This is a genomic window from Actinocorallia herbida, assembly GCF_003751225.1.
GTDB lineage: Bacteria > Actinomycetota > Actinomycetes > Streptosporangiales > Streptosporangiaceae > Actinocorallia > Actinocorallia herbida.
The window spans coordinates 2,787,230-2,812,856 of the sequence record NZ_RJKE01000001.1 but is presented as its reverse complement, the minus strand read 5'-3'; the positions used below and the strand labels follow the sequence as shown (position 1 = coordinate 2,812,856).

The following is a 25,627-nucleotide window of genomic DNA, read 5'->3' as shown; positions in this document are numbered from 1 at the left end:
CATCGGTGGGGGCGCGCGACGTTCTGGGGCATGCCGAACAGCACGGACGGCGCGAAGGCCGGCCGAGGAGACGGCGGATCAGCGGGGCAGCGGAGTGGGAGGCCTGACGACGGTGGCGACGTGGTCGGTGGTGCCCGGAGGCAGGGTGTCGTGAAGCAGCGCCGAGGCGAGCGCCAAGGCGCCGTCCACGGAGTCGCCCAGCGGAGAGGCGTAGGCGACGGGACGGGGAGCGCCGGCAAGGGCGAGGGTGAAGGAGTCGGTGAGAGGTGGACCCGCCTGGAACAGGTTGCCCGTCGCGGAGACGGTTCCCGGCGCGGTGGGCGGAAGCGCGGCGAGCGCGGTGGCGGCGAGCTCCGTGCCCGCCTCACCGAGAATGCGGACCGCCGCGGCGTCCCCCGCGCGGGCGGCGTCGCTGACCGCGGGCACGAACGAGGCGAGCAGCCCGGCCCGGTCCGCGCGGGTGTAGAGGTCGGCGACGAGGTCCCGCGCACCGCCGAACCGCTCCCGCAGCGCCGTGAGCAGCACCGGTGACCCGTCGGCACGGCCGTCCTCGGCGCGGACCGCCGCGGCCAGCGCGCGCCGCCCGATCCAGGCGCCGCCGCCGGTGTCCCCGAGCAGATGGCCCCAGCCGTCGGCGCGCCGCCAGGTCCCGCGCAGGTCGGTGCCGACCGCGACGGCCCCGGTGCCCGCGGCGATGACGGCTCCCCCGGCCAGGCCGAGCGCCCCGGCGAAGGAGGTCAGCACGTCCGACGACAGCAGGATCGGCCCGCGTCCCGCCGCCTCGCCGAGGACGACGGGCAGCCTCTCCAGGAGCCCTTCGCCGAGCAGGGCGGTCCCGGTGCTGCCGACGGCGACGGCCGCGGCCCGGTCGGCTCCGGCGGCGGCGAGCAGGTCGCGGGCGAGCCCGGCCAGCAGCCCGCCGACGGCCTCCTCGTCCACGCCGCGCGCGCCCATCCGGGCCGTCGCCGCGACCGAGCGGCGGGCGAGCGCGGGGCCGCCGGGCCGGGCGATCGCCGCGCGCGCTCCGGTCCCGCCGACATCGAAGCCCAGGACGAAGGTCACGCGCCCTCCAGCACCGCGAGCGCGCCCCGCACCACGCCGCCCGCCCCGTCCAGCGCGGCACGGGCCGCCGCCGCGCCCGCGCCGGAGATCAGCATGACGAGCGCGACCTTCAGCTCTCCCCCGGACTCCCGCAGCGCCCGCGCGGCCGTCGTCTCGTCCGTGCCCGCCGCGTCCCGCAGGATGCCGGTGACGCGGCCGCGCAGCTTGGCGTTGGTGGCGACGACGTCGACCATGAGGTTGGAGTAGGTGCGGCCGAGCCTCACCATGACGGCCGTCGAGAACGTGTGCAGGGCGACCTTCTGCGCGGTGCCCGCCTTCATCCTGGTCGATCCGGCGATGGCCTCCGGCCCGGTCGCCAGCACCACGTGCACGTCGGCGAGGGGCGCGAGCGCGGCCCCGGGGTCACCGCTGAGCAGCACGGTCGGCGCGCCGAGCGAGCGCGCGTGGGCGAGCGCTCCGCGCACGTAGGGGGTCCGGCCGCTCGCGGCGAGACCGACGGCGAGGTCCGCGCCGGTGAGCGCGGCCGCGTCGGCCCGTCCCGCCGCCTCGTCGTCCTCGCAGTCCTCCACGGCGCTGAGCATCGCCCGCGCGCCGCCCGCGAGGTGGGCCACGAACCGGTCCGAAGGGAACCCGTACGTCGGGGGCACCTCGGCGGCGTCGAGGACGCCGAACCTGCCGGAGGAGCCCGCGCCGAAGTAGTGGACGCGCCCCGTGCCGCGCAGCGCGGTGACGGCGAGGTCCACGGCCTGTTCCAGCTGCGGGAGCGCGGCGGCGACGGCGCCGGGCACGAGCGCGTCCTCGGCGTTGAGCACGCGCAGCAGCTCGGCGGTCGGCAGCAGGTCCAGGTCGCGGGTGCGGGGGTTGCCGGCCTCGGTCGGGGAGCCGGTGGCGGTGTCGGTCATTCAGACGGTCCTGTCGTGCGGGAGGACCCGGTCGCGCACCGCGTCGTGCGCGCGTTCCATGGCCCCGAGGGTGTCTTCGTACCGGCTCTGCGCGAAGGCGACGAAGATGCAGTCGACGACGGTGAGCTGGGCGATGCGGGAGGCCGTGCTGCCGGTCCGGAACGTCGTCTCGCGCGCCGCGGTGACCAGCACGTGGTCGGCGAGCCTCGCGGCGGGCGACTGCGGGTTGCTGGTGATCACCGCGACGGTCGCGCCGCTGCGGCGGGCCTCGGCGAGCACGTCGACGATCTCGCGGGAGCGGCCGGAGTGGCTCATCGCCAGGGCGACGTCGCCCCGCCGCAGGGACGAGGCGCTCATCAGCGCGGCGTGCACCTCCGACCAGGCCGTCGCCTGGCAGCCCGCCTGGTAGAGCTTGAACGCCGCGTCCGTGGCGACGACCGCGCTGGACCCGACGCCGAAGACGGCGACCCGTCCCGCCTCGCCGAGGGCGGCGACGAGCGCGGCGAGCACCTCGGTGTCGAGCTGGGCGATCGTGTCCTCGACGGCCCGCACGTCGGCGAACGCCACCTTCTCCACGAGGGTCGGCAAGGGGTCGTCGGGGCCTATGTCACCGCCGAGGACGGTGCCCGCGCGCTGGTCGGCGCGCAGCCTTTCGGCCTCGGTGGCGAGCTGGAGGCGGAGCTGCGCGTAGCCCTTGAGGCCGAGGTTGCGGCAGAACCGGGTGACCGTGGTCTCCGAGGTGCCCGACGCCTGGGCCAGCTCGGAGATGGTCAGCTCGGCGGCGGCCCCGGGATCGCCGAGGACGACCCGGGCGATGGCCTGCTCGGCGCGCGGCAGCGAGGCCAGCGAGCTGCGCAGGCGGGGGACGATCTCGGTCATGGCGTCTCCTGGGAGGTCGGGTGGGCAAGGACCGACCACCGAGGGTCGTCGATCCCCTCGCCGGGGAACAGGCAGAAGTCGGATCCGGCGGCGGTGAGGGCCGCGGCGAAGTCGTCCGGGGTCATCGGCGGTCCCCAGTCCGCGCCGCGCGCGAGCGCCGGGTCGGCCGTCGTCTGGACCATCGGCACGACCGGCACGGAGGTGTGCCGGGCGGCGTCGGCGGCCAGGCGGGCGCCCAGGCCCGGGTCCGCGTGCAGGATCGCGTGGTAGGACATCACGAACAGCAGGTCGAGATGGGTGCCGAGGTCGGCCGCGGACTGGCCGGCCAGCGCGCGGCGGCGCTCCTCCGGCGCGGGCACGAGGAACGCGCCGAGCGGCAGGCCGGGCCGGACGTCGCGGACGGCGGCGGCGATCCGCGCGGCGATCCCGGTGACGACCGCGCAGCGGAACCGCGTCCATTCCTCCGCGAGGTGCCGGTCGATGTGGCCGGCGGCCCCCTCCGTCGGCAGGCGGACACCCGCGAACTCCTCGAACGCCCGCAAGGTCACCGGGTCGTAGGACGCGCGGCGCGGGGTCGCGCCGGGCCGCAGTTCGAGTTCCCAGTGCAGGGGCCAGCGCAGGAAGTCCAGGACGAGCCCGTCGAGGTCCTGCCGGGCGGCCTCGGCGCAGCGCGCGACGACGCCGGCGGTGTAGGCGGGGTCGGTCGGCACCACGCCGGTGTACCACTCCATCGGCGCCCACGGGATGCCGTCGGGACCGATCGGGCGCGGCGCGTCCGGGCGGGGCGCGGCGTGGTCGGAGAAGCAGGGGATGCTCCCGACCGCGCGCAGGCCGGCGTCACGGCAGATCGCGACGACCTCGGGGGTGAGCGCGGTGTGCTTGGTGACCAGCGCCGTCAGCCCCGCCCCGGCCGCGCGCGCGGCGCTCGCGCGGAACTCGTCGGGGGTGCGCGCGGCGATGGTCCGGTCGAAGAAGTAGACGGCTCGGAGGCCCGTCACGGCGCCACCTTCAGTTCCCCGGGAAAGTGACAGGCCGCGCCGTCCGGGCCGGGCCGCGGCGGGGCCGTCTCGGCGCAGATCGAGCGGTCGGACCTGTGCAGCGGGCCTATCGGGCAGCGGGTGCGGAACCGGCAGCCGGACGGCGGGGCGCCGGCGCTGGGCGGATCGCCGCCGAGCACGATCCGCTCCCTGCGCGCGCCGGGCGAAGGCTCGGGCGACGACGACAGCAGCGCCGCCGTGTACGGGTGCAGCGGCGCGGTGTAGACGCGTTCCGCGGGTCCGGTCTCCACGATCCGGCCGAGGTACATCACCGCCACCCGGTCGCTCAGGTGCCGGACGACCCCGAGGTCGTGGGCGATGAACAGGTAGCCCAGGCCGAGACCGTCGCGCAGGTCGGCGAGCAGGTTGATGATCTGCGCCTGGATGGACACGTCGAGCGCCGAGACGGGCTCGTCGCACAGCAGGACCCGCGGGCTCGCGGCGAGCGCGCGGGCGATCCCGACCCTTTGGCGCTGTCCGCCGGAGAACGCGTGCGGCCGCAGGTCCAGGTGGCGGCGGCCGAGGCCGACGGTCTCCAGCATCTCCGCGGCCTTCTCCTCATCATGCGGGTCGCCGCCGCCGGCCTCGATCGCCTCGAGCAGGGTCTGCCTGATCGTCCGGCGCGGATTCAGCGACCCGTAGGGGTCCTGGAAGACATACTGGACGGCCCTGCGCAGCTCCGCACCTCCCGGCCGGATCTCGTGCCCGTCCAGGAGGATCTCGCCCGACGGCTCGGGCCCGAGCCCGACCACGGCCCGCGAGAACGTCGACTTCCCGCACCCGGACTCGCCCACGAGCCCGAGGGTCTCCCCCGCCGCGACGTGCAGGGACACCCCGTCGACGGCGAACACCGGTGCCGGGCGGCGCAGGAGACCTCCCCGTCGTCCGACGTCCACCCGCAACTCCCGCACCTCCAGCACGGGAGGCACCGGCCCCGGCGTCTCGGCACGGCCGGGGCCGGCGTCCGGACGCGGGGTCGTGACGGCCTCGGCTCTACGCGCGGCGGCGGGAAGCGGGAACCAGCAGGCGGCCTCGTGCGGGCCGTCGGGGAGGGCCGGGCGGGCCTCCGCGCAGCGGGTGGCGGCGGACGGGCAGCGGGGGTGGAAGGCGCAGCCCGCCGGGAGGGCGGCGGGGTCGGGCGGGGAGCCCGGGATGGCGGCGAGGCGGCCTGGGCCGCCGGGCATCGCGCGCAGCAGGGCCGCGGTGTAGGGGTGGCGGGGGGCGGCGAAGACGTCGGTGACGGGCCCTGTCTCCACGACGCGTCCGGCGTACATGACGGCGACCCTGTCGCAGATCTCGGCGACCACGCCCATGTCGTGGGTGATCATGAGGACGGCGATGCCCAGGTCGTCGCGGAGCCGGGTGAGCAGCCGGAGGATCTGGGCCTGCACGGTGACGTCGAGGGCCGTGGTGGGCTCGTCGGCGATGAGCAGGTCGGGGTCGTTGGCCAGCGCGATAGCGATGACGACGCGCTGGCGCATCCCGCCGGAGAACTCGTGCGGGTAGGCGGCGGCGCGGCGGCGCGCGTCGGGGATGCCGACGAGTTCCAGCAGTTCGACGGCCCTCTCCCGGGCGCGGACCTTGGCCGCGCCGTGCACGGTGAGCGCCTCGGCGACCTGGTCGCCGACCGTCCGCACGGGGTTGAGGGTCGACTGCGGGTCCTGGAACACCATGGCGGCACGGCGGCCGCGGACCGCGCGCATCGCCTTGGCCGGGAGCGTCCGCAGGTCGGTCCCGTCGAGGATGATCGTGCCCTCCTCGATCCTGCCGGGCGGGCGCAGCAGGCCCATGATCGAGCGCGCCGTCACCGACTTGCCCGACCCTGACTCGCCCACGACGCCGACGACCTCACCGCGTCCGACCGTCAGCCCGACCCCGGCGACGGCGGTGACGGGGCCGTCCGGGCCGGGGAACGCGACGCGGAGGCCGCGCACTTCCAGCAGGGGGCTCATCTGCGGTTCACCGCCTCGTTGAGCGCGTCGGCGAGCAGGCTCAACCCGAGGGCGAGCAGCAGCAGGACCGCCGCGGGGCCCGCCACGTAGGCGGGCTGTTCTGACAGGTAGCGGATGCCGCTGTTCAGCAGCGTGCCGAGCGACGGCGCGGGCGGCTGCACGCCGAGCCCGACGAGGCTCAGCGACGATTCGAGGAACACCGCGGCGACCATGGCGACCGCGGTCTGCACCAGGATCGGGTCGATCGCGTGCGGAAGGATGTGCCGGGTCAGGATCCGCCGGCGCGGCACCCCCATGACCCGTGCGGCCAGGACGTACTCGCGCTGCTGCTGGGCGAGCAGCGTCGCCCGCGACAGCCGCCCGAAGGCGGGCAGCCCGTAGACGACGATCGCGACGGCCAAGGCCGCCCACCCCGGCCCCATGACCAGCGCCACGCAGATCCCGAGGATCAGGCTCGGAAACCCCAGCACCACGTCCAGTGCGCGCTGCGCGAGCCCGCCGAGCCACGGCGCGATCGCCCCCGCCAGCCCGAGCAGCGTGCCGAGCACCGCGCTCACCGGAACCGCGACGAGCACCAGCGACAGATCGGCCCGCAACCCGAACAGCGTCCGCACGAACAGATCGCGGCCCAGCTCGTCGGTGCCGAACCATGCCCCGCCCGACGGCCCGGCCAGCGCGTCGGGTCCCTGCGCGTCGTACCCGCCCCGCGCGAACACCGGCACCAGCAGCGCGGCCAGCACCAGCACCGCGAGGAGCCCGGCCCCGGTCGCCCCCCGGGCCGTTCGCAGCGCTCCGGCATACCGCGACTTCACAGCGGCCCGTCCGACCCGCCCGAGTCCGCGCCCGCCCTTCCTTCGCACGGCGTCCTTCCCCGCGGGCCGGCCCTTCCCGATCTTCTCGGACAGGCGGCCGCCTGTCCCAACGCGCGCGGCCCGGCCGAGCGTGCCTGCGGCCACGGCGATCCCGCATGGGTGCTTCCCGACCTCTGCGGACCCGCGTCGGTCCTCCCCCGCGCCGCCTCCGACCGCGACGCCGTCCGGTCCCTCTCCGGCATCGGCATCTCCGCCTTCGCCGGCCAGACCGTCCGCCTCGAGGTGGAGGCCAACGACTCCCTGCTCGGTTTCCGGGGAGCCGCAGCCCGTTCCGGGCTCTTTCGCGGCGGGTGGAAGGGGGCCCGCCCGCTCGGTGTGCTCGGTCATCGGGCCTCCAGGCGGACACGGGGGTCGAGGCGGGTGAGGAGGAGTTCGGTGAGGATCTGGATGAGCGCGGCGACGAGGACGCTGCCGAGGATGAGCGCCTGGATGACCAGGTAGTCCCGGTTCTTCACGCTTTCCACGGCGAGGGCGCCGAGCCCGTTGCGGGCGAAGACCGCCTCGACGACGATCGCGCCCGCGAGCAGTTCGCCGACCCGGAGGCCGATCGCGACGACCGCGGTGCCGAGGCTGTTCGGCAGGACGTGCCGCCAGGTCACCCGTCCGGGCGGCACGCCCTTGGCGACGGCGAGGTCGACGTAGTCCTCCTGGCGGGCCTGCCGCATCGCCGTCTCCACGAGCCGCCCGATCGCGGCGGCCTGCGGGAGCGCGAGCGCCACCGCGGGCAGGATGAGGTACTGGATCCCGATGCCCGGGTCGTCGAGGAGGGAGACCTCGCCGCTGACGGGCAGCACCGGGAAGGCGATGCCGAGCAGCAGCACCAAGAGCAGGCCGGTGAGGAACGGCGGCGCGGCGAGCAGCACGCTCCCGGTCAGGTCGAGCACCGCGCGCGACACCTTGCCGCGCGGGGTGCCGCCCAGCACGCCGAGCCCGACGCCGAGGACCGTCATGAGGATCGCGGCGACGATCGCGAGTTCCACGGTGCTGCCGAGCCGGGAGGCGATCAGCTCCGCCGCGGGTCTGCCGTTGACGAAGCTCGTGCCGAAGTCACCGGAGCCGAGCCCGGTGATCCAGTCGGCGTACTGGGCCGGCAGCGACCGGTCCAGGCCGAGTTCGGCGCGGACCTCGGCGACCGCTCGCGGGCTCGCGTCGGCCCCGGCGATCGCGGCCGCCGGGTCGCCGGGCGCGAGGCGCGGCAGGGCGAACGCGATCACCGAGCTGACGAGCAGGACCAGCGCCAGCGATGGCAGTCTGCGGAGGAGATGACCGGTCATGGTTACTTGGTGAGGTAGGCGTCGGTCGCCACGACGCTGCCCAGGGCGACGACCTGCACGCCCGCAAGCGCGCGCGCCTTCACGTGGTACTGGTTGGCGACGACGGTGACATTGCTGAACGCCTCGTCCAGCATGTAGTCCGACAGACCCGACAGCGCCGTGGCCCGGGTGTCGTCGGTCGCCTCCTGGACCGCGGTGCGCAGGTCGTCGTACTCGTCGGTGGTGAACTTCGACGGGTTGCCCGCGCGCAGGGACGGCATCGCGTCGAGGATCGTCGCGGCGGAGAACCCGACCATGCCGTGCAGCAGCAGGAACGCGGGGCCGAGCTTGCCCTCGACCTGCCGGGCGTCGAACTGGGCCGTGTCGAGCACCTCGGCGACGGGCTCGAACCCGGCCTCGCGCAGGTTGTTCTGCACGATCTCGAAGATGCTCTGCGGGATCGGCAGGTTGGCGAGCGTGATCGGGACCTTCGCGCCCTTCACCCCGGCCTTCTCCACGAGTTCCCTGGCCTTGGCCGGGTCGTAGGAGTACTTCGTCGCGAGGTCCTGCGGGTAGCCGTCCTGGCCGGGCGACCACCACAGGTCGGTGACGGTCGCGTCGCCGCCGAAGACCTGGTCCTTGATCCGCTCCCGGTCGATCGCGTAGGCGACGGCCTGGCGGGCCTCCTTCTTGTCGAAGGGCGCGGCGGTGACGTCGAGGCCGAGCGGGTAGAAGACGCCGCCCGCGTTCTCCAGGGAGAACTTGTCGTCCTTGGTGAGCAGCCCCGCGTCCTTGGTGCCGATGCCCGCGGCGAGCTGGACGCGGCCGCCGCGCAGCGCCGACTGGAGCGCGGTCGGATCGGTGATGACCGAGACGGTGACGCCGTCGAGGTAGGGGCGCTCGGGCACGCGGTAGGACGGGTTGCGCTCGAGGCTGAGGGAGGCGCCCGGCTTCCACTCCTTCCAGACGAACGGCCCTGTGCCGACGACCTTGGCGCCGTCGGCGAGCCCGGCGAACGTCTCGGAGTCGACGATCATCGTGAGGTGGAAGAGGTCGAAGAGGCTGTCGGTCGGCCGGTCCAGGGTGAGCACGACCCGGTGGTCGCCGTCGGCCTCGATCCTGGTGATCTTCTGGGCGACCGCGGCGAGCTGGGAGGCGTTGGCGGGGATCGCGGCCTGCTCCAGGGAGAACTTCACGTCGGCGGCGGTCAGCGCGCGGCCGCTGTGGAACTTCGCGTCGTCGCGGAGCTCGATCGTGACCTTGGTACGGGCCTCGTCGAAGGCCCAGGACTTCGCCAGGACGGGCTGCGGGGTACCTGAGGCGTCGATCTCGGCGAGCGGCTCGAACACCAGGCGCCGCCACAGCCAGTTCCCCGCCCGGTTGGCCAGCACGAACGCGGGCTGGGCGTCGGCGTTGGCCGCGAGGTTCAGCACCCCGCCGCGGACCGGTCCCGCCGCCGCGTCCCCTGCGCCGGCGTCGACCGCCGACTGGCACCCGGTGAGGGAGAAGAGCGAGACGCCGGCGACGCCGAGGCCGCCCGCCAGCAGCAGGCGCCGCGAAGGGCCCTGGGGGGATGTGCGCATGAGAGTTCCGTTCGCATCGTCCCGCGCACCGGCGGCGGGAGGTATCGGAACCGTAGCGACGAACCCCGCCGGAACGGAAGACATTTGCGGGATTAATTTTCATTACGAAGTGTTTCCGACAAGAATCATTCCCGCAGCAGCCTCTGACCTGGGGATTCCCGGGTCCGGGAGCCGGCGAGGACACGAAAAAGCCGGACGCCCACGGCGGGACGTCCGGCTTCTCTGGAGAGGGTCAGGCGGTGGCCTTGGCCTCGGCGGTGACCTGGGCGAGCAGCTCGACCAGCTTCTCGACGACCTCGGCGTCGTCGGCCGGGTGGGTCTCGGCGAAGCGCCGGATGGAGCCGGGGATGGACAGTTTCACGTCCGCCAGCACCTTGGCGCCGGCGATGCCGACGGACTTGCGGGTCTCGTCCTGGGCCCACACGCCGCCGTACTGGCCGAACGCGGTGCCGAGGACGGCGGTCGGCTTGCCGGAGAACGCGCCGGCGCCGAACGGACGGGACAGCCAGTCGATGCCGTTCTTCAGCACCGCCGGGATGGTGCCGTTGTACTCGGGCGAGAACAGCAGGAACGCGTCGGCGCGGCCCGCGGCGTCGCGCAGGGCGACGGCCTCGGCCGGGACGCTGCCCGCCACGTCGATGTCCTCGTTGTAGAAGGGCACGCTGCCCAGGCCCTCGAACAGTTCGATCTCGACGCCCTCGGGGGCGTGCTTCACGGCGGCCTCGGCGAGCTGGCGGTTGTGGGAACCGGCGCGGAGGCTGCCGACGAGGGCGAGGATCCGAACAGACATGCGAACTCCTGGTGAAAGGGCTTGGGGAACAAGCGGACCACAGTCCACTTGGGCGTTTCCAGAGTCTAAACGGACCCGGGTCCAGTTTCATTCCAGGGCGGCTACTCTGGGAGTGTGACCCGAGCCATGCCCCCTGGGAACCCTCCCCCACCCCACGTTTCAGGAACGCGGCTCCCTCTGGTCGGCACCCCGGGGACGCTGCGGGTGGACGCCGAGCGCAACCGCCTGCGCCTTCTCGAGGCCGCCTACCGGCTCCTGGCCGAACACGGGGTGGCGAATCTCACCATGGAGTCGGTCGCCGTCGCGGCCGGGGTGGGCAAGGGCACGGTCTTCCGGCGGTTCGGCGACCGCGCGGGACTCATGCTCGAACTCCTCAGCCACCGCGAGGAGCAGTTCCAGGCCGCCTATCTGACGGGCCCGCCGCCACTCGGCCCCGGCGCCCCGGCCGTCGACCGCCTCCACGCGTTCGGCCCCGCCCTGCTGTGCCACGAAAGCGGCCACCGCGATCTGATCCTCGCCGCCCGCACCGATCCTCTACGCCAGTACGGCGTCCCCGGCTACGTCCTCCGCGCCAGCCACCTGGCCATGCTCCTGCGCGAGGCGAACGCTCCCGGCGACCCCGACCTCCTCGCCCGCGCGCTCCTGTCCTCCGTCGACACCGCCCTCGTCGACCACCTCACCACCCGCGAGAACCTCCCCCTACCCCGCCTCGAAGCCTCCTGGCACCACCTCGTCACCCGCCTCGCCCCTTGACCCGCCCCGCACCCCCGGCCGAGGCGTGCGGACGAGCGGGGCGGACAGGTCCGTCGCGGTGGAACGGCCCAGGTAGGTGAGCGGTCCCGCGTCCGCGACGCGCAGTTCGGCGAAGCCGAGCCTGTCGTAGAACGGCCGCGCCGCCTCGTTGGCCGTCACCATGCCGAGGTGGACGCGCGGCACGCCCCGCGCGGCGAGCGCGCCGAGGAAGGCGGCCATGAGCGCCCGGCCGAACCCGCGCCGCTGGACGCCGGGCAGCAGGTCGATGTGCAGATGGGCCGGGTGGCCGGCCAGCTCAGGCACCAGCAGCCGCTCGGGCGTGTGCAGCAGATGGATCATCTCGTCGGTCGGGGTGGCGGGTGGCCGTTCCAGCGGCGGCCTGCGCGGGCCGACCTCGGCGAGCCACTCCTCGCGGAACCACCTGACGAACCCGGGGGTGTCGGCCGTGCCGAGGATGTAGCCGACGGCCCGCGCCCCGTCGTCGAGGACGAACGCCAGCTCGGGCTCGCGCCGGACGTAGGGCAGCGCGAAGAGATCCGGCAGCAGTCCGTGGTCCGGGTACAGCGCGCGGGCGTCACCGCCCAGATGCCCGGTCCGTACGCAGACGTCCGCGATCGCCGCGTCATCCGACGGCAGATACGGCCGCACCTTCACTTCTTCCGCCACCACAGCCCCCGCAACTCGAACGCCTGATCGAATCCTACCCGCGTGACCCTAGTGATCAAGACCGGCCGCCGCCACGGGTTTTTCCCGACGGGTCCACCGCGGCCCCCGAACGGCGTATTCATGGCGCGTTAATAGACAGTGTCTATCTGCACCCGGTAGCCTTCACCGCGGCGGGTGGAGGATTGCACGCTCCACCCGCCCACCCCGCCGCCGCACACCCGCGCACCTGAAAGACTCCGTGCATGGAGACAGGCCGCAAGGAGCCGCAGGCGGCCAGGCGAGAGTCCCTCGCGACCACCGGGGACGCCCGGGCCGTCGAGACCCGGCGGCGCCTCGCCCTCGCCTTCCGCGCCGCGGCGGCGGACGGCGTCCCCGATGTCTCGGTCGTCCAGATCTGCAAGCGCGCGGGGATCGCCCGGAGCACCTTCTACACGCACTTCGCCACGGTCGAGGACCTCGCCGCCTCGACCATCGCCGAGCTGTTCGCGGTGGCCTCCTCCGCCGACGTCGAGCGCCGGACCGTCCAGGCGCTCCCCCGCACGGAGATCACCGAGATCGGGCTCCGCACCATCGTCGACGCGCTGTGGGACGCCCGTGACCTCGTCCGGTACACCACGGCGCTCGGCTCGCAGGCCGCCATCCAGGACCGCCTCGTCGCCGAGGTCGCCGACCTGGCCCGTCCGACGGTCCTCGCCGAACTGCCCGCGCTCGCCGAGGCCGACCTCCGGCTGACGACCGAGTTCATGGCCGCCGGGATCGTCCGCGTCACCATGCACTGGATCGCCGACCCCACCGTCAGCCGGGACCACTTGGTCGCCTGGATGGCCCGGCTCCTCCCCTCCTGGCTCGCCGCCGACCCGACCTCCTGACATCGCGAGTATTTCTGCACATTTCACAATCCCGCACGGCGGCAGGGTCCTTTCCCGGAAGATGACAGCACCTGATGTCGATCTTGAAGGGCCGGGGTATGGGCGCGGGGAACATGGACGGGGAATTGAAGCGGGTCGGCGTGGCCGGGCTGGCGCTGATCGGGGCCCTTGCCCTGAACGTCACCTGGATCCAGGCCGGGCGGTCCGACGACCTGCGGGCGCACGCGCTCAACAACCGCCGGTTCCAGGGCGTCGCGCTGCGGGCGCGGGGGGACATCGTCTCGGCCGACGGGGTCACGATGGCCTGGTCCGAGGCGCTCAGCCCCGGCGACGCCAAGACGAAGTACCAGCGCCGCTACCTCGAGAACGGCGAGGCGTTCCTGCCCGTCACGGGCTACTACGCCGGAACCTTGGAGCAGTCAGGGCTGGAGCTCGCCTTCGACTCCGTGCTCGATGGCACCGACCAGCGCCAGACCGCCGGCTCCTGGGTCCATCTGCTGACCGGCGAGAAGCCTCTGGGCGGCAGCCTCCGAACCACGATCGACGCCAAAGCCCAGGTCAGGGCATATCAGGCGTTCGCCTCGTTCTCCCCCACCCCCTCGCGCGCCGCGGCGGTCTTCCTCGAACTGAAGACCGGTGCGATCAAGGTCGCCGCGCACTACCCGTCCTTCGATCCGAACACCGTCGCCGACATCAAGAACCCCGGCGACGACCAGAGGAGACTGGAGGAACTGGACGGGGCCAAGGGCCGGCCCAGGGTCAACAAGGCGTTCCTCGAGCTGTTCCCGCCTGGTTCGTCCTTCAAAGCGGTCGTCGCGGCGGCCTTCCTGGGCAAGGACGGCAACACCAAGGACAGCGTCGTGCCCGCTCCCCCGACCGTCGCCACCGGCGGCGGACAGATCAAGAACAGCCACGACGACCACGGCTGCGGCGTAGCGAACGGTTCGCCGCTGATCGACACCTTCGCCCAGTCCTGCAACACCACCTACGCCCTCATGGGCGTCCGGGACGAGCTCCTGGGCAACGAGGCGATCCGCGCCCAGTCGGAGAAGTTCGGGTTCTACAAGCCGATCCCGATCGAGCAGGACCTCTCCGCGCCCGCGTCGGAGTACCCGCACGACGTCGACAACCGCGACGAGATCCTGCGCGGTTCGTTCGGCCAGGGCGAGACCAAGACCACGACCCTCCAGATGGCCATGGTCGCCGCGGCGATCGCCAACGGCGGCGAGATGATGAAGCCCTACCTCGTCGACAAGGCCGTCGGCCGGATCGAAGGCGACAAGGGCAAGCCCGAAGAGACCGGCACGATCCACGAGGCCGAGCAGGAGACCTTCGGCAAGCCGATCAGCGGCGACACCGCATCCCAGCTCCAGGACATGATGCGCGAGGTCGTCTCCACGGGCACCGCCAAGGCCCTCCAGGGCCGGAACATCGCGGGCAAGACCGGCACCACCGAGCTCACCGCCACCCGAGGCGGCGCCTGGTTCGTCGGCTTCGCCCCCATCCAAGAACCCCGCTACGCCTTCGCGGTCTTCGTCGAAGGCCCCAGCACTCTCAACGGCGCCGGCGACGCGGGCCCCATCGCCGCCGACATCTTCGCCACCCTCGACCGCAAATGACCGACATGCCCGGAAAGTAATAACAACCCCACGGAACGTGGCATCGATTTGTTATGCGTTCCCCGGACGGCGCGACGAGGCGGACGCTTGAATCTCGGACGGGGAATTGCTCCGCCGGGCACGCCGCGGAGCCCGGGCACCGTGGGGGCGCTTTGCTGAACCTGTCCAAGGGCGAGAACACCGAGGTCACCGGCCGTTCCGAGGCCGCGGGGCCGGTCGCCCTGGCCCTGGGCTGGACCGACCCGACGGGCGAGGGCGACGCCGACGTCTCGGTGCTGCTCCTCACGGCCGACGGGAAGGTGCGCGGCGACGGCGACTTCTTCTTCTACAACCAGCCCGCCAGCGCCAACGGATCCGTCCAGCTCCTCGGCAAGACGCCGACCGGCGGCGGGAGCGAGGACCGCATCCAGGTGGACCTGACCGCGCTCCCGGAGGACGTCCACCGGGTGGTCATCGCGGCGAGCCGTCACGCGGAGGCCACCTTCGGCGACCTCGCCGACCTGCGGCTCACCCTCTCCGACAGCGCGGGCGAACCCCTGCTGGCCTTCGACATCACCGACGCGTCCGCCGAGACGGCGTTCGTGTTCGGGGAGCTGTACCGGCGGGCCGGGCAGTGGAGGTTCCGCGCCGTCGGCCAGGGATACGCCTCCGGCCTCGCGGGACTCGCCACGGACTTCGGCATCGCCGTCGAGGGCGACGAAGACGAGAACGACGCGGACGAGGCTCCCGCCGTGCCCGCGCCCGCCGAACCCGTCGACGCCGCCCCGCCCGAGGCGGGGCGGCCCGCCAAGGTGCGGACCGGACGGCGCCCCGTGCGCAAGTGCACGCTGGCCCCCGTCAAGACCGACCTCGCCGACCACGCGCACTGGCAGCACGCCCGGCTGTTCTCCGTGCACGGTCTGCGCAACGACCAGGAACGCGAGGTCAGGGCGACGTCGACGCTGCTCGCGGTGATGGCGCAGGTCCCGGAGTTCGGCCGCCGCGTCACCGCGCGGTTCGGCGCGCCGGCCGGCCTGCTCCAGACGTTCGCCGAGGCCCAGTTCAAGCACGGTGAGACGACCGTGCGGCCGGACGGGATCGTGCGGGTGTCCCGGGCGGGCCGCATCTGGACCGCGCTCGTCGAGACCAAGACCGGCGGGAACCGTTCCTGAGCACTGTCCAGGAGTGTTCCCCCCCGGGATCAGTGCGTCTGTCCCGAACGGTGCTGGACAGACTTGCCCCCCTGCTTTCACACACCCGGTGGAGCAGCGGATCTCGTCCGCCCTCCGATCCGGGCCGGGCAGGGTTCCTCACACCTGGGGTCGTGGTGCCGGGCCTGGACGGTCCGATGCCCCGCACCATCACTACGGTGATGCGGGGGCGGTGCCGTCCGACGCCGGGCACCAAGGCCCTGGGCGCGCCGTCCGATCACGAGACTCGCCGCCTCATGACGGCTGGTCTTGCGTGACGCTGTGCTGGTGGGCTGCTGCCAGTGCTCGGCTCCCCACCGGCTGGTGTAGGCCGCGTCGACCGCCACCAAGGCGATCGCGTGTTCGGCGGCCATCGAGACCAGCCGGGCCTTCAACCGGCCCGTCGGGATCCCGTGAACGACCCGGCGCAGACGCCGTCTGCCGTGCTTCTCGCGGGTTTTGACGTCGGTGAAGTCGAGGTCCTCGATGGCGATCGCGGCGACGCCGAGACGGCGCGTCCAGTGCAGGAGCCGGGTGAGGGCGTGGCGGAGCTGCGCGTCGCGGTGCGAGGCGGTGCCCGACAGGTCGTAGAAGAACCGGCGGGTCCTACCCACCGGGTTACCGTGCACGTTGAGGTGCCAGGCGGCGAGGTGGTCGGCATCGGTGTCGACCCCCACCACACCAGCAGCCAGCGCCGCCTCCAACGGGACCGCCCGCACGGGCGGGCGCTGCCAGGACGCGTCCACATACCAACGGCCCCGTGCGGCATCCAGGTGGATGCGGTAGGCCACCGCCCGATCCGCCTCGACCCGATCCACCCACTCCCGGCCCCGATGGGCGAAACAGGCGCGGGCGGCCAGCGTGTACCGGCCGTGAGGGGCGTTGGCGAACTCCGCCAGCGGGACGGGCAGCCTGATCGACACCCGCCCGTCAGGGGTGATCCGCAGGGTCTCGTTGCCATGCCGTTTACCGGTCTCACCGTCCGCGGACAAGAACCAGCGGGCCGCCTCCCACCGACCCCGCCACTCCTGCTCACTCACCCCGGCCGCCTCCAGCCGATACCGGCCACGAGCCAGGCTCTTTCCGCCCCGCACGACGCGCACCCGGCCCTCGGCCCGATCCGCTACGGCCCGCTCCCGGCGCTGTCGCAGCACCCTCAGGCGACGGGACTTCCCGAACTACTCCGCCGCTGACCGGTACCCGCCCGGCACACCCCGAGCGCCCTTCTGCCCGACCGGCAGGGCGAGCCGACCGTTGATCGTGGTCATGGCGGCGTCGAGGGTCGTGATGTGGGAGGTCCGGGAGCGGCGGGCCAGCGCCCACTGATCATGCGAGGCCTTCGTGATCGCACCCGCCCACCTCGACGACGACCCCGCGGTCAACTCCCGCTTACGCTCCGCCCACCGGTGGGCGCTTTGCCCCAGCCCGTCAGCACAACGCACCTTCAGGTCCCGGGCAGCGAGGGATCCCAGATGCGCGCCCACCAGCCGCAGCACCTCCTCGTCGGCCGCGGTGAGGCCTTTCAGACGGGTCCGCACCGACACACCACAAGCCTCGGCGACCACGAACGGCGCGGCCATCGACCGCAGCGGCATCGACACACCCACAGCAGACGACCCCCCTTCACCTGGCCGAAGTCACCGAATGTGATCAATCGAGAACCTACTCCCGATGCCGGGGCCATGTCCCAGGAATCAGGCGACACACAGTCCATGCCATGCTGCCGGAACCAGCGGCCACACCCCCAACCCACGGACGCCACGGACACGACCTTGTGGACGCTTCCGAACACTCCTGAACCAATCAACGGGCAACAGTTCAATACCCTGTCGAACGACCTCGCGCTGGACGGCGCGCACCCTGTCGCCGTGGCCAAGCGCAAGACCAGGAAGGTCGCCCTCCAGCACCTGTCGTGGGCCGAGGTCGCGCACGAGGCCCGGATCCTGTGCCACCACGAGGGCGTCGCGCAGCCGTTCCACGCGTGGCTGCTGGGCGAGCTCCTGTACTACCTGGAGCAGGACAGCGCGGGCTGCCAGGGCTTCCAGAACATGGGCGCGGCGTGGGTGCCCGTCCGTAACGCGATCGCGCAGGGGACGCTGCGGGACGGGGACGCCGGCGCGGCCCAGGTCGCGGAGAACTGGGAGAAGCTGACGCGTCAGCTGTGCCTGCGGCTCGGTGGCGAGACCGGGCTCGCCGTCGCGCCCGTCGTCCGCAAGAAGCGCGGTGACGGGCCCGGCGCGCAGCGGGCCAGGACCGTCTCCGGGCTCGTCGGGACCGGCCGGATGTCCACCGAGATCCGGATTCCGGGAACCCCCGGCCCCCTCCTCGTCGAAGCGGACCTCCGCACCGGCCACATCGAGACCACGGTGACCGTCCCGGCCGCGGCGCGGGCCCGCGCCCTGACCCGCGTCACCTGGCTGCTCCGCCTCCTCGCCCACGCCCCGGCCGACCTGCGCGTCGAGTCCCTCGCACCGGCCCGGACCAGCGGCCCCTGCGAGCTGCTCAAGAACCTGCACGCGGAACCGGGGCTGCTCGTCCCGCCCGGCGAGGCCGAGATCAGCGCCTTCCGGCTCACCCTCACCACCGGCATGGGCACCAAGCGCGGCCCCGAGGAGACCGGCTTCATCCGGAGCATCGACACCGCCGTAGACCGCTTCCACCACGAGGTCCTGACGCCCCTCAAGGCGATCGCGACGCCCGAGACGGCACGCGCCTGAGCCCACCCCGACGGACTCAGGGACAGGCGAGCCCGTGGCACGATGCGGGCTTCACCTGGGCCGCCCGGGGACGAGCGGGCCTCGGCACGATGATCGGGACGGCCTGACCGGAGCCTCACCCCCCGGCGAGCCCGGGAGCGCCCGCGTCACTGGCCGTCACGCGTTCGAGCGTCCTCCGGCCTCCTGGGAAGGACGAACGGAGTGGCCGCGTGCCGCGGGCGAGGTCACCAGGTGAGGGGGAGTTCGTCGGGGCGGCGGATGAGGCGGGTGGGGTCCCAGTGGAGGTCGGCGGCGGGGGTGGCGAGGCGGAGGGTGGGGAGCCGGGTGGTGAGGGCTTCGAGGGCCACCTGGAGCTCCATGCGGGCCAGCGCCGCGCCCACGCAACGGTGAAGGCCGTGGCCGAAGGCGATATGAGGATTCGTCTCACGGGCGACGTCGAGGGATTCGGCGTCCGGGAAGGCCGCGGCATCACGATTGGCCGCACCGATGTCCACGAGAACCTGATCTCCGCGGCGCAGCAGCACACCACCCACCTCGACGTCCTCCAGCACGAAGCGCGAGAAGGAGCCCTGGGAGACCAGGGGCACGTAGCGCAGGAGTTCTTCCACGGCCCTCGGGATCAGGGCGGGCTCGGCGACCAGCCGGGCGTAGTCGCCACCGCGCAGGAGCAGGAACACGAAGTTGGGGATCTGGGCGGCCGTCGTCTCGTGGCCGGCGCCGAGCAGCGCGCGGACCAGGTTGATCACCTCGTCGTTGGTGAGGCCGTCGCCCTCGATCCGTTCGCGGACGAGCGCGCCGATCAGGTCGTCCGTCGGCGCGTCGACCCGCTGCGCCGCGAGGTCGCCCAGGTAGGCGTTCATCTCGTCGACCGAAGCCATGATCTCCGCGACGCTCAGCGCGCTCCCGGCGACGAGGGCCTCCAGCCAGGCGGTGAACCGGGACCGGTCGGACGCGGGGACGCCGAGCAGCTCGCAGATCACCTGGACGGGCAGGCCGAGCCCGAACCCGTCGACGAGATCGGCCGGCGGACCCGCGTCGAGCATCTCGTCGACGAGGCGGTCGGCGATCCGCCGCGTGCCCGGCCGGAGGTCCTCGACGCGGCGCGGCGTGAACGTCCGGAAGACGAACCGCCGCAGCCGCGTGTGGTCGGGCGGGTCCGCGGCCAGGAGGGTCCCGCTGGAGGGGTCGATCGGGATGACCCCGGCGACGCCGTCGAGGGCGACGCCGACGCGTTCGCGGTCCCGTCCGAAAACGGGGCTGCTCAGCACGAGGCGGGCGTCCTCGTAGGCGGTGACGAGCCATGCGGGCGGGCCGAAGGGCGGCTGAACGAGGACGGGAGCGCCGCCCTCCCGTGCGGAGGTCATCGCGGGAGGCAGCTCGAGGCAGTGGTCGGTCGCGAACGGATACGAAGGAGTCTGCACGGTGTCACCAGGTCACGGGGAGATGGTCGGGGCGGCGGATGAAGCGGGTGGGGGCGAAGGGGATCTCGTCGGGCGGGACGGCGAGGCGGAGGGCGGGGAGCCGGGTGGTGAGGGCTTCGAGGGCCACCTGGAGCTCCATGCGGGCCAGCGCCGCGCCCACGCAACGGTGAAGGCCGTGGCCGAAGGCGATATGAGGATTCGTCTCACGGGCGACGTCGAGGGATTCGGCGTCCGGGAAGGCCGCGGCATCACGATTGGCCGCACCGATGTCCACGAGAACCTGATCTCCGCGGCGCAGCAGCACACCGCCCACCTCGACGTCCTCCAGCACGAACCTCGTGAGAGAGCCTTGGGCGATCAGCGGGACGTACCGGAGCAGTTCCTCCACGGCGCGGGGGATCAGCGCGGGCTCGGCGACCAGCCGGGCGTAGTCGCCACCGCGCAGGAGCAGGAACACGAAGTTGGGGATCTGGGCGGCCGTCGTCTCGTGGCCGGCGCCGAGGAGGGCGCGCAGGAGGCCGTCGACCTCGTCGGCGGCGAGGCGGTCGCCCTCGACGCGCTCGCGGACGAGCGCGCCGATGAGGTCGTCGGTGGGCTCGGCGACGCGGCGGGCGGCGAGTCCGCTCAGGTAGGCGTTCAGCTCCAGGGTGAGGGCGATCGACTCCTCGACGGTGCCGCCGCTCCCGCCGACCAGGGCCTCCAGCCAGACGACGAACCGGGGCCGGTCCTCCGCCGGGACGCCGAGGAGGTCGCCGATCACCTCGCCGGGCAGGTCGAGCCCGAATCCCCGCACGAGGTCGGCGGGCGGGCCCGTGTCGAGCATCGCGTCGACGAGCCGGTCGGCGATCTTCTGCGTGACCGGGCGGAGGTCCTCGACGCGGCGCGGCGTGAACGTGCGGTAGACGAACCGCCGCAGCCGCGTGTGGTCGGGCGGGTCGGCGCTGAGGAACGTCCCCTCGGAGAAGTCCATCGGCACGACGCCCGCGACAGCATCGACCGCGACCCCCACCCGGTTCCGATCCCGCCCGAACAGCGGACTGCTCAGAACGAACCGGGCATCGTCATACCCGGTGATCAGCCACGCGGGCGCACCGAAGGTCGCCCGCACGAGGACGGGTGCACCCCCCAGGCGCGCCACGGCCGCCGCCGGCGGCGGGTGCAGGCAGTGGTCGGTCTCGAACGGATACGACGGGAGCGTCGACATGGCGACTCCAACGACGGGGGTCCGCGAACTGCTGAGCAATTCTCAACATGCACGGACATTCCCGACTCACCTCACCCGCAATATCACCCGACCGCCACGGTCCCCTCACCCACCGCCACGGCCCCCGTCCCCTCCCCCACCTCGCGGCGCGACCCGGAACCCACCCGTACGGCGACCCCGCCCTCGATGCGCGGACCGGGTGACGGGCAAGCCGAGCAGGGACGCGGTGAGTCCCGGCTTGTCGCGCGGGTGCGCGCCCAGGAGCGCGTCCCCCCCACTCTCGCGGCACGCGGCATCCGCCCGCACCCACCGACGCCGCAGCGTTCGGGGACCCGAAACCCGGTGGGCCCTGTCGGCGGTTCTCGCGCGCCCGGGTCAGGACGTGCGGAGTGCTCGGCGCCGGCGCTTGCCGAGCGGCGCCTGGGAGAGGTCTTCGGCGGTGGAGCGGAGGTTCTTGTGGCCGTAGCCCCGGGTGGCCAGCCAGGAGGTGGCGGCGGCCTCGGCCTGTGCGCAGGCGTCGAGGATGTCCTCCTCGGCCTCACCGTCGGCCAGGAAGCGGAAGACGAAGGCGTCGCGGGCGGCGATGTCGTAGCTGAGGTGGCCTTCGCGGGTGTAGGCCGCGTCGAGGACGTCGTGTTCGGCCGCCTCGGCCAGGAGCGCGGCGCGCTGCTCCGCGCACAGTTCGGCGAACACGCCTCGGACCGTCACACGGAACTGTCTTGTGCTCACGACCGCCGACCTTAGCCGCAGTGGTCGGGTGCGGTCACCGGGTTTTCCGGCGGCGCGCCCGACCCGGCGACTTTACGCAGTAAGGCAGGGTCGGTCAGCGGGTCAGGTAGGCGCGGAGCAGGGCGTCCAGCTCGGCGAGAAGGGCCGGGGCGCCGGAGGGGTCCTCGGTGAACGCCTCGTGCATGAGGGCGTCGGCGGCGAAGAAGACGGTGCGGGCGGTGTGGTCGGGGCCTGCGGGGCCGACCAGGGAGTGGGCGGCCAGGAGGGTGTGCACCTTGGCGACCATGCGGTCCTTGTGGCCGCGGGACAGGCGCGGGTAGGCGGTGCCCTCGAGCGCGTCGCGCAGGGCGCGGGTGCCGGACTGCTCCCGGTACAGGGCGGTGAAGGCGGACAGGACCGCGCCGATCGGATCGGGGGAGTCGCCATCGGACAGCCGGGCCACGAGATCGTCCATCAGGGCCTCGTGGCGGGCGTGGTACTCGGCGGACAGGACGGCGAGGATCGAATCGCGGTCGGGGAGGTACTGGTAGAGGGCGCCGACCGAGACATCCGCCTCGACGGCGACCCGCGGCAGGGTGATCGCCGCGAGGCCCTCGCGCTCCAGCAGGGACTCCGCGGCGTCCAGCGCGCGGTCGACCTTCGCGCGGGCGCGCGACTGGGTGGGGACGCGGCGCAGTGCGCCGTCGGCCGCCGCCCGGTCGACCGCAGCGTCGCGGATGGGTGCGGTCATGAGCCCGCCTCCGAAATCAAAGTTGAGTTTGGTTTGCTCCGGCCGTACCGTACCCGCCATGACCGCACGCGCACAGGCCAGGGCCGCAGTCGCCGCCGCGAGCCGCACACTCGCCGAGGAGGGCCTCCTCATCGGCACGGCCGGGAACGTGAGCCTCCGATTCACCGGGCCGACCGGGGAGGAGGTCGCCGTGACCGCCACCGGCGTCGTCCTCGCGGGCACCACGGCCGAGCAGGTCACCGTCCTCGGCCTCGACGGGGACCATCTCGAAGGCGACCTCGCCCCTACCAGCGAGGTGGATCTGCACCTCGGCGTGCTGCGCGAGCGCGGCGGAGCCGTCGTGCACACCCACTCCCCGGCGGCGACCGCGCTCTCCCTGGTCCTCGACGAGCTGCCCTGCGTGCACTACCAGCAGCTCACGATCGGCGGGTCGGTCCGGATCGCGCCGTTCGCGGTGTTCGGCACCCGGGAGCTCGCCGACTCCGTGCGCGCCGCCCTCGTCGGCAAGCAGGCGGCCATCCTGGCCAACCACGGGACGGTCGCGGTCGGCGGCGACCTCGCGAAGGCCGTCGAGAACGCCCTCCTGCTCGAATGGGCGGCCGACCTCTACACCCGCGCCGGCGCGCTGGGCGAGCCGCGCGCGCTCACCGAGGCACAGCAGATCGCCGTCATCGAGGCCGCCCTGGCCACGGGCTATGGCACGACCAAGGCGGCTGGGCGGTGACGCCCGAGTGGGGTGCCCCGCTCGCGGTCGGGCGCAGCGCGGAGATCCATGCCTGGCCCGAGGGCGGCGATCTCGTCGTCAAGCTCTTCCCCGAGGGATATCCCCCGGCCCTCGTCGACGCCGAGGAGGCGGCGAGCGGAGAGGCCGCAAGGCTCGGGCTCAGCACGATCGCCTGCCATGGCCGGGTGGAGGTCGCCGGCCGGGCCGGGCTGCTCCTCGACCGCGTCCACGGCGAGTCCCTCACCCGCCAGGCCGAGCGCGACCCGTTCCGGCTGCGCGGCTGCGCCCGCGCCCTGGCCCGCGCGCACGTCCGGGTGCACGAGTCGCCCACCGCGCTGTTCACCGAGGTCCGCGAAGCCACGGCCGCAGCGCTCGGCACCCCTCCCCTGGCCTTCCTCACCGGGCGGCAGCGCGCGCTCGCCGCCGAACGCGTCGCCGCGCTGCCCGCCGGAGACCGGGTGCTGCACCTGGACTTCCACAGCGAGAACGTCTTCGGCCACGGCGGGGGCCACGCCGTCATCGACTGGCGGACCACCCTGCGCGGCGACCCGGCCGCCGACGTCGCGATGACGGTCCTGCTGCTCCGCGACGCCGAGCTGTGGCCGGGCACTCCCCTGCTCAAGCGGATCGCCGTCCAGGCAGTGCGCCGCGTCGTGCTGTCCACCTATCTCGCCGAGTACCGGCGGCTCACCGGGATGACCGACGAGCGCGTCGCGGCCTGGCGTCTTCCCGTCGTGGTGCTGCGGATGAGCACCCTCGACATCGCGAGCGAGCGCGAAGGCTTCCGCCGCGAACTCGCCGCCCTGCTCGGCGCCGAAGAATGATCGCCACCCTGGGCAGGTTCGTCGAAGGCCCCGAGTCCGTCGGCGCGTTCGTCGACCTGCTCGTCATCGGCGGCGGGATCACCGGCGCGGCGATCGCGTACGAGGCGGCGAGCCGGGGGCTGCGCACGGCGCTGGTCGAGGAGCGGGATTTCGGCGGCGCCACCTCCGCGGCCACGGGCAAGCTCATCCACGGCGGCCTGCGCTATCTCAAGAGCCTCGAGGTCGGGCTGGTGCGGGAGTCCCTGCGCGAGCGCCGGATCCTCAGCGACCTCGCGCCCGGCCTCATCGACGTCTACCCGACGGTCCTGCCCGACGCCGATCTCGTCGTCAGGCTCGGCCTCACCGCCTACGACCTGCTGTCCTACGACCGCAACCGGGTCATGGACCCGGCCAAGCGGATCCCCCGGCACCGCGCGCTCGGCGGCGGCCGGATGCTCTACCACGACTGCCTCATGATCAGCCCGGAGCGGCTGACGCTGGCTTTCGTCAGATCGGCGGCGGCGTCGGGCGCGCTGGTCGCCAACCACACCCGGGCCGACTCCCTGCTCACCGAGGGCCGCGATGTCGTCGGCGCCAGGGTCGCCGACGTGCTCACCGGCGGCTCCCGCGAGGTACGCGCCCGGGTCGTCGTCAACGCGACGGGCCCGTGGGCGTTCGACACCCTCACCGGCTCCCCCTTGACGGACGGCTCGGCGGGCCCGGCCCCGGCGGTCCGCTCCGAGGGCATCTACCTCATCACCCGTCGGCTGACGGACCTCATGACCCTCCACGTCACCCCGCACGGCCATTTCAGCGCCGCGCCCTGGCGCGGCCACAGCATGATCGGCCCCACCGAGAGGCCTTACCGCGGCGCGGTCTCCGACTGGCGCCTCACCCGTGAGAGCGTCGAGGAGTTCCTCACCTCCATCAACGAGGCGGGTTTCCTGCCCGGCGCATTGGGCCTTTCCGACATCGTGCACGCCTATGGCGGCCTGCGTCCCCTCACCGGGGACGTCGGCGACGACACCTACGCGGCCTCCCGCGCCGCCGAGATCATCGACCACGCCGAGCCGTCCCGAGGCGGTGTGGGCAACCTCATCACCGCGGCGGGCGGCAAATACACCACGAGCCGCGCGTTCTCCGAACAGGTCGTGGCCCTCGCGGCCCGGAAGGCCGACCGCCTCCTTCCGCCCAGCCGTACCGCCACCGTCCCCCTGCACGCCTGCGCGACGGGCCCCATCGAGCAGTACGTCGCCGCGAGCCAGGCCCGCAACGCGGACTTCTCCCCCGAGACCGTCCGCCACCTCGCCCGCCACCACGGCACCGACCACGACGCGGTCCTGGACCTCGCCCGCACCGATCCGTCCCTCACCCGCCCCCTCGACCCCGACGGCGAGCTCCTGGCCCAAGCCCTGGTCGCCGTCCGCCACGAATCCGCCCGCACCCTCCCCGACATCCTCCTCCGCCGCACCGGCCTGGGCACCCTCGGCCACCCCGGCCCCGGCCTCCTGGAATCCGTCGCCACCGTCGCCGCCACCGAACTCCACTGGTCCGAAGCCCGCCGCGCCACCGAACTCGAAACCGCCGACCGCCTCCTCACCCTCCCCTGGTGACCCGACCCGCCCCTTTACCTGGTAAGTCCGCTTTACCTGGTAAGTCCGCCGCACCGCCGGGTACGGAACCCGGAGGCGTGGGAGGACGACGAGCCCGGCTCGGCCGCCTGCCCGTGCGGAGGCGAAGAGTTCGAGGCCGCGGTGGCCCTCTCCGGCGACGGGCCGGAGCGCTAGGTGAGGGTGGGCCTGCGCCGCGCCGTGGACGGCTCGCGCGCGATCTGCGCCGATGGGAAGACCGACCACCTGCCCACGGACCACCTCCTGACGATGGCCTGAGCCC

General features: G+C 73.3%; 24 protein-coding genes. 8 read left to right on the top strand and 16 right to left on the bottom strand.

The window, feature by feature from the left end; translation table 11 throughout:
• Positions 1 to 78 precede the first annotated feature (78 nt).
• The 9 genes from EDD29_RS13120 to EDD29_RS13080 form a co-directional block, all read right to left on the bottom strand.
• Positions 79 to 1,062: a BadF/BadG/BcrA/BcrD ATPase family protein gene (locus tag EDD29_RS13120; protein ID WP_123664671.1), complete on the bottom strand. Its 984-nt coding sequence runs from the start codon at positions 1,060 to 1,062 to the stop codon at positions 79 to 81.
• Positions 1,059 to 1,964 carry an N-acetylmuramic acid 6-phosphate etherase gene (locus EDD29_RS13115; protein ID WP_123664670.1) on the bottom strand — a complete coding sequence of 302 codons (906 nt, stop codon included), beginning with the start codon at positions 1,962 to 1,964 and terminating at the stop codon, positions 1,059 to 1,061. Before EDD29_RS13115 ends, EDD29_RS13120 begins: the two co-directional genes overlap by 4 nt.
• A complete protein-coding gene (locus EDD29_RS13110) occupies positions 1,965 to 2,843 on the bottom strand; it encodes a MurR/RpiR family transcriptional regulator (RefSeq protein WP_123664669.1) in 879 nt (292 codons plus the stop codon).
• Complete coding sequence (locus EDD29_RS13105; RefSeq protein ID WP_123664668.1) at positions 2,840 to 3,841, bottom strand: hypothetical protein; 1,002 nt, start codon at positions 3,839 to 3,841, stop codon at positions 2,840 to 2,842. The genes EDD29_RS13110 and EDD29_RS13105 overlap by 4 nt, the downstream gene beginning before the upstream one ends.
• Positions 3,838 to 5,832, bottom strand: coding sequence for a dipeptide ABC transporter ATP-binding protein (locus tag EDD29_RS13100; protein ID WP_123664667.1), 1,995 nt, complete (start codon positions 5,830 to 5,832; stop codon positions 3,838 to 3,840). Before EDD29_RS13100 ends, EDD29_RS13105 begins: the two co-directional genes overlap by 4 nt.
• Positions 5,829 to 6,644, bottom strand: coding sequence for an ABC transporter permease (locus tag EDD29_RS13095; protein WP_211359690.1), 816 nt, complete (start codon positions 6,642 to 6,644; stop codon positions 5,829 to 5,831). Before EDD29_RS13095 ends, EDD29_RS13100 begins: the two co-directional genes overlap by 4 nt.
• 383 nt (positions 6,645 to 7,027) lie before the next feature.
• Positions 7,028 to 7,978 (bottom strand): ABC transporter permease, encoded by a 951-nt coding sequence (locus EDD29_RS13090; protein WP_123664665.1) that lies wholly within the window; start codon positions 7,976 to 7,978, stop codon positions 7,028 to 7,030.
• 2 nt (positions 7,979 to 7,980) lie between these two features.
• A complete protein-coding gene (locus tag EDD29_RS13085) occupies positions 7,981 to 9,540 on the bottom strand; it encodes an ABC transporter substrate-binding protein (RefSeq protein WP_170201385.1) in 1,560 nt (519 codons plus the stop codon).
• Positions 9,541 to 9,772: 232 nt separating this feature from the next.
• Positions 9,773 to 10,330 carry an NAD(P)H-dependent oxidoreductase gene (locus EDD29_RS13080; RefSeq protein ID WP_123664663.1) on the bottom strand — a complete coding sequence of 186 codons (558 nt, stop codon included), beginning with the start codon at positions 10,328 to 10,330 and terminating at the stop codon, positions 9,773 to 9,775.
• Positions 10,331 to 10,534: 204 nt separating this feature from the next.
• Between EDD29_RS13080 and EDD29_RS13075 the strand changes: the two genes are divergently transcribed.
• Positions 10,535 to 11,083, top strand: coding sequence for a TetR/AcrR family transcriptional regulator (locus tag EDD29_RS13075; RefSeq protein WP_211359689.1), 549 nt, complete (start codon positions 10,535 to 10,537; stop codon positions 11,081 to 11,083).
• Here EDD29_RS13075 and EDD29_RS13070 read toward each other — a convergent pair.
• A complete protein-coding gene (locus EDD29_RS13070; protein ID WP_246052746.1) occupies positions 11,030 to 11,731 on the bottom strand; it encodes a GNAT family N-acetyltransferase in 702 nt (233 codons plus the stop codon). The two genes, EDD29_RS13075 and EDD29_RS13070, sit on opposite strands and share 54 nt — an antisense overlap.
• Before the next feature lie 260 nt (positions 11,732 to 11,991).
• Between EDD29_RS13070 and EDD29_RS13065 the strand changes: the two genes are divergently transcribed.
• The 3 genes from EDD29_RS13065 (at position 11,992) to EDD29_RS13055 (ending at position 15,388) form a co-directional block, all read left to right on the top strand.
• The gene (locus EDD29_RS13065; protein ID WP_123664661.1) at positions 11,992 to 12,618 is read left to right on the top strand and encodes a TetR family transcriptional regulator; all 627 of its coding nucleotides are present in this window, start codon (positions 11,992 to 11,994) and stop codon (positions 12,616 to 12,618) included.
• Between the two features lie 74 nt (positions 12,619 to 12,692).
• On the top strand, positions 12,693 to 14,237 hold the full coding sequence (locus EDD29_RS13060) for a penicillin-binding transpeptidase domain-containing protein (protein WP_123664660.1): 1,545 nt from the start codon (positions 12,693 to 12,695) through the stop codon (positions 14,235 to 14,237).
• Positions 14,238 to 14,389: 152 nt separating this feature from the next.
• Positions 14,390 to 15,388 (top strand): TerD family protein, encoded by a 999-nt coding sequence (locus EDD29_RS13055; protein WP_211359688.1) that lies wholly within the window; start codon positions 14,390 to 14,392, stop codon positions 15,386 to 15,388.
• Positions 15,389 to 15,465: 77 nt separating this feature from the next.
• On the opposite strand, the gene EDD29_RS46285 is transcribed toward EDD29_RS13055, so the two are convergent.
• Both EDD29_RS46285 and EDD29_RS46280 read right to left on the bottom strand, forming a co-directional pair.
• Complete coding sequence (locus EDD29_RS46285) at positions 15,466 to 16,446, bottom strand: hypothetical protein (protein ID WP_211359687.1); 981 nt, start codon at positions 16,444 to 16,446, stop codon at positions 15,466 to 15,468.
• Between the two features lie 138 nt (positions 16,447 to 16,584).
• On the bottom strand, positions 16,585 to 17,007 hold the full coding sequence (locus EDD29_RS46280) for a hypothetical protein (protein WP_211359686.1): 423 nt from the start codon (positions 17,005 to 17,007) through the stop codon (positions 16,585 to 16,587).
• Between the two features lie 267 nt (positions 17,008 to 17,274).
• Between EDD29_RS46280 and EDD29_RS13045 the strand changes: the two genes are divergently transcribed.
• A complete protein-coding gene (locus tag EDD29_RS13045) occupies positions 17,275 to 18,123 on the top strand; it encodes a hypothetical protein (RefSeq protein ID WP_211359685.1) in 849 nt (282 codons plus the stop codon).
• A gap of 224 nt (positions 18,124 to 18,347) precedes the next feature.
• On the opposite strand, the gene EDD29_RS13040 is transcribed toward EDD29_RS13045, so the two are convergent.
• The 4 genes from EDD29_RS13040 to EDD29_RS13025 form a co-directional block, all read right to left on the bottom strand.
• Positions 18,348 to 19,544 carry a cytochrome P450 gene (locus EDD29_RS13040; protein WP_123664659.1) on the bottom strand — a complete coding sequence of 399 codons (1,197 nt, stop codon included), beginning with the start codon at positions 19,542 to 19,544 and terminating at the stop codon, positions 18,348 to 18,350.
• Positions 19,545 to 19,548: 4 nt separating this feature from the next.
• Positions 19,549 to 20,748, bottom strand: coding sequence for a cytochrome P450 (locus EDD29_RS13035; RefSeq protein WP_123664658.1), 1,200 nt, complete (start codon positions 20,746 to 20,748; stop codon positions 19,549 to 19,551).
• Between the two features lie 375 nt (positions 20,749 to 21,123).
• Complete coding sequence (locus tag EDD29_RS13030) at positions 21,124 to 21,477, bottom strand: DUF6204 family protein (protein ID WP_123664657.1); 354 nt, start codon at positions 21,475 to 21,477, stop codon at positions 21,124 to 21,126.
• A gap of 94 nt (positions 21,478 to 21,571) precedes the next feature.
• The gene (locus EDD29_RS13025) at positions 21,572 to 22,207 is read right to left on the bottom strand and encodes a TetR/AcrR family transcriptional regulator (protein ID WP_170201384.1); all 636 of its coding nucleotides are present in this window, start codon (positions 22,205 to 22,207) and stop codon (positions 21,572 to 21,574) included.
• Between the two features lie 58 nt (positions 22,208 to 22,265).
• On the opposite strand from EDD29_RS13025, the gene EDD29_RS13020 reads away from it, so the two are divergent.
• From EDD29_RS13020 to EDD29_RS13010, 3 genes are read left to right on the top strand one after another with little or no spacing between them, the layout of a single operon-like run.
• Positions 22,266 to 22,931 carry a class II aldolase/adducin family protein gene (locus tag EDD29_RS13020; RefSeq protein WP_123664655.1) on the top strand — a complete coding sequence of 222 codons (666 nt, stop codon included), beginning with the start codon at positions 22,266 to 22,268 and terminating at the stop codon, positions 22,929 to 22,931.
• Positions 22,928 to 23,755: an aminoglycoside phosphotransferase family protein gene (locus EDD29_RS13015; RefSeq protein WP_123664654.1), complete on the top strand. Its 828-nt coding sequence runs from the start codon at positions 22,928 to 22,930 to the stop codon at positions 23,753 to 23,755. Before EDD29_RS13020 ends, EDD29_RS13015 begins: the two co-directional genes overlap by 4 nt.
• Entirely contained in the window at positions 23,752 to 25,347 is a 1,596-nt protein-coding gene (locus EDD29_RS13010) for a glycerol-3-phosphate dehydrogenase/oxidase (protein WP_123664653.1), read from the top strand. The genes EDD29_RS13015 and EDD29_RS13010 overlap by 4 nt, the downstream gene beginning before the upstream one ends.
• Positions 25,348 to 25,627 lie beyond the last annotated feature (280 nt).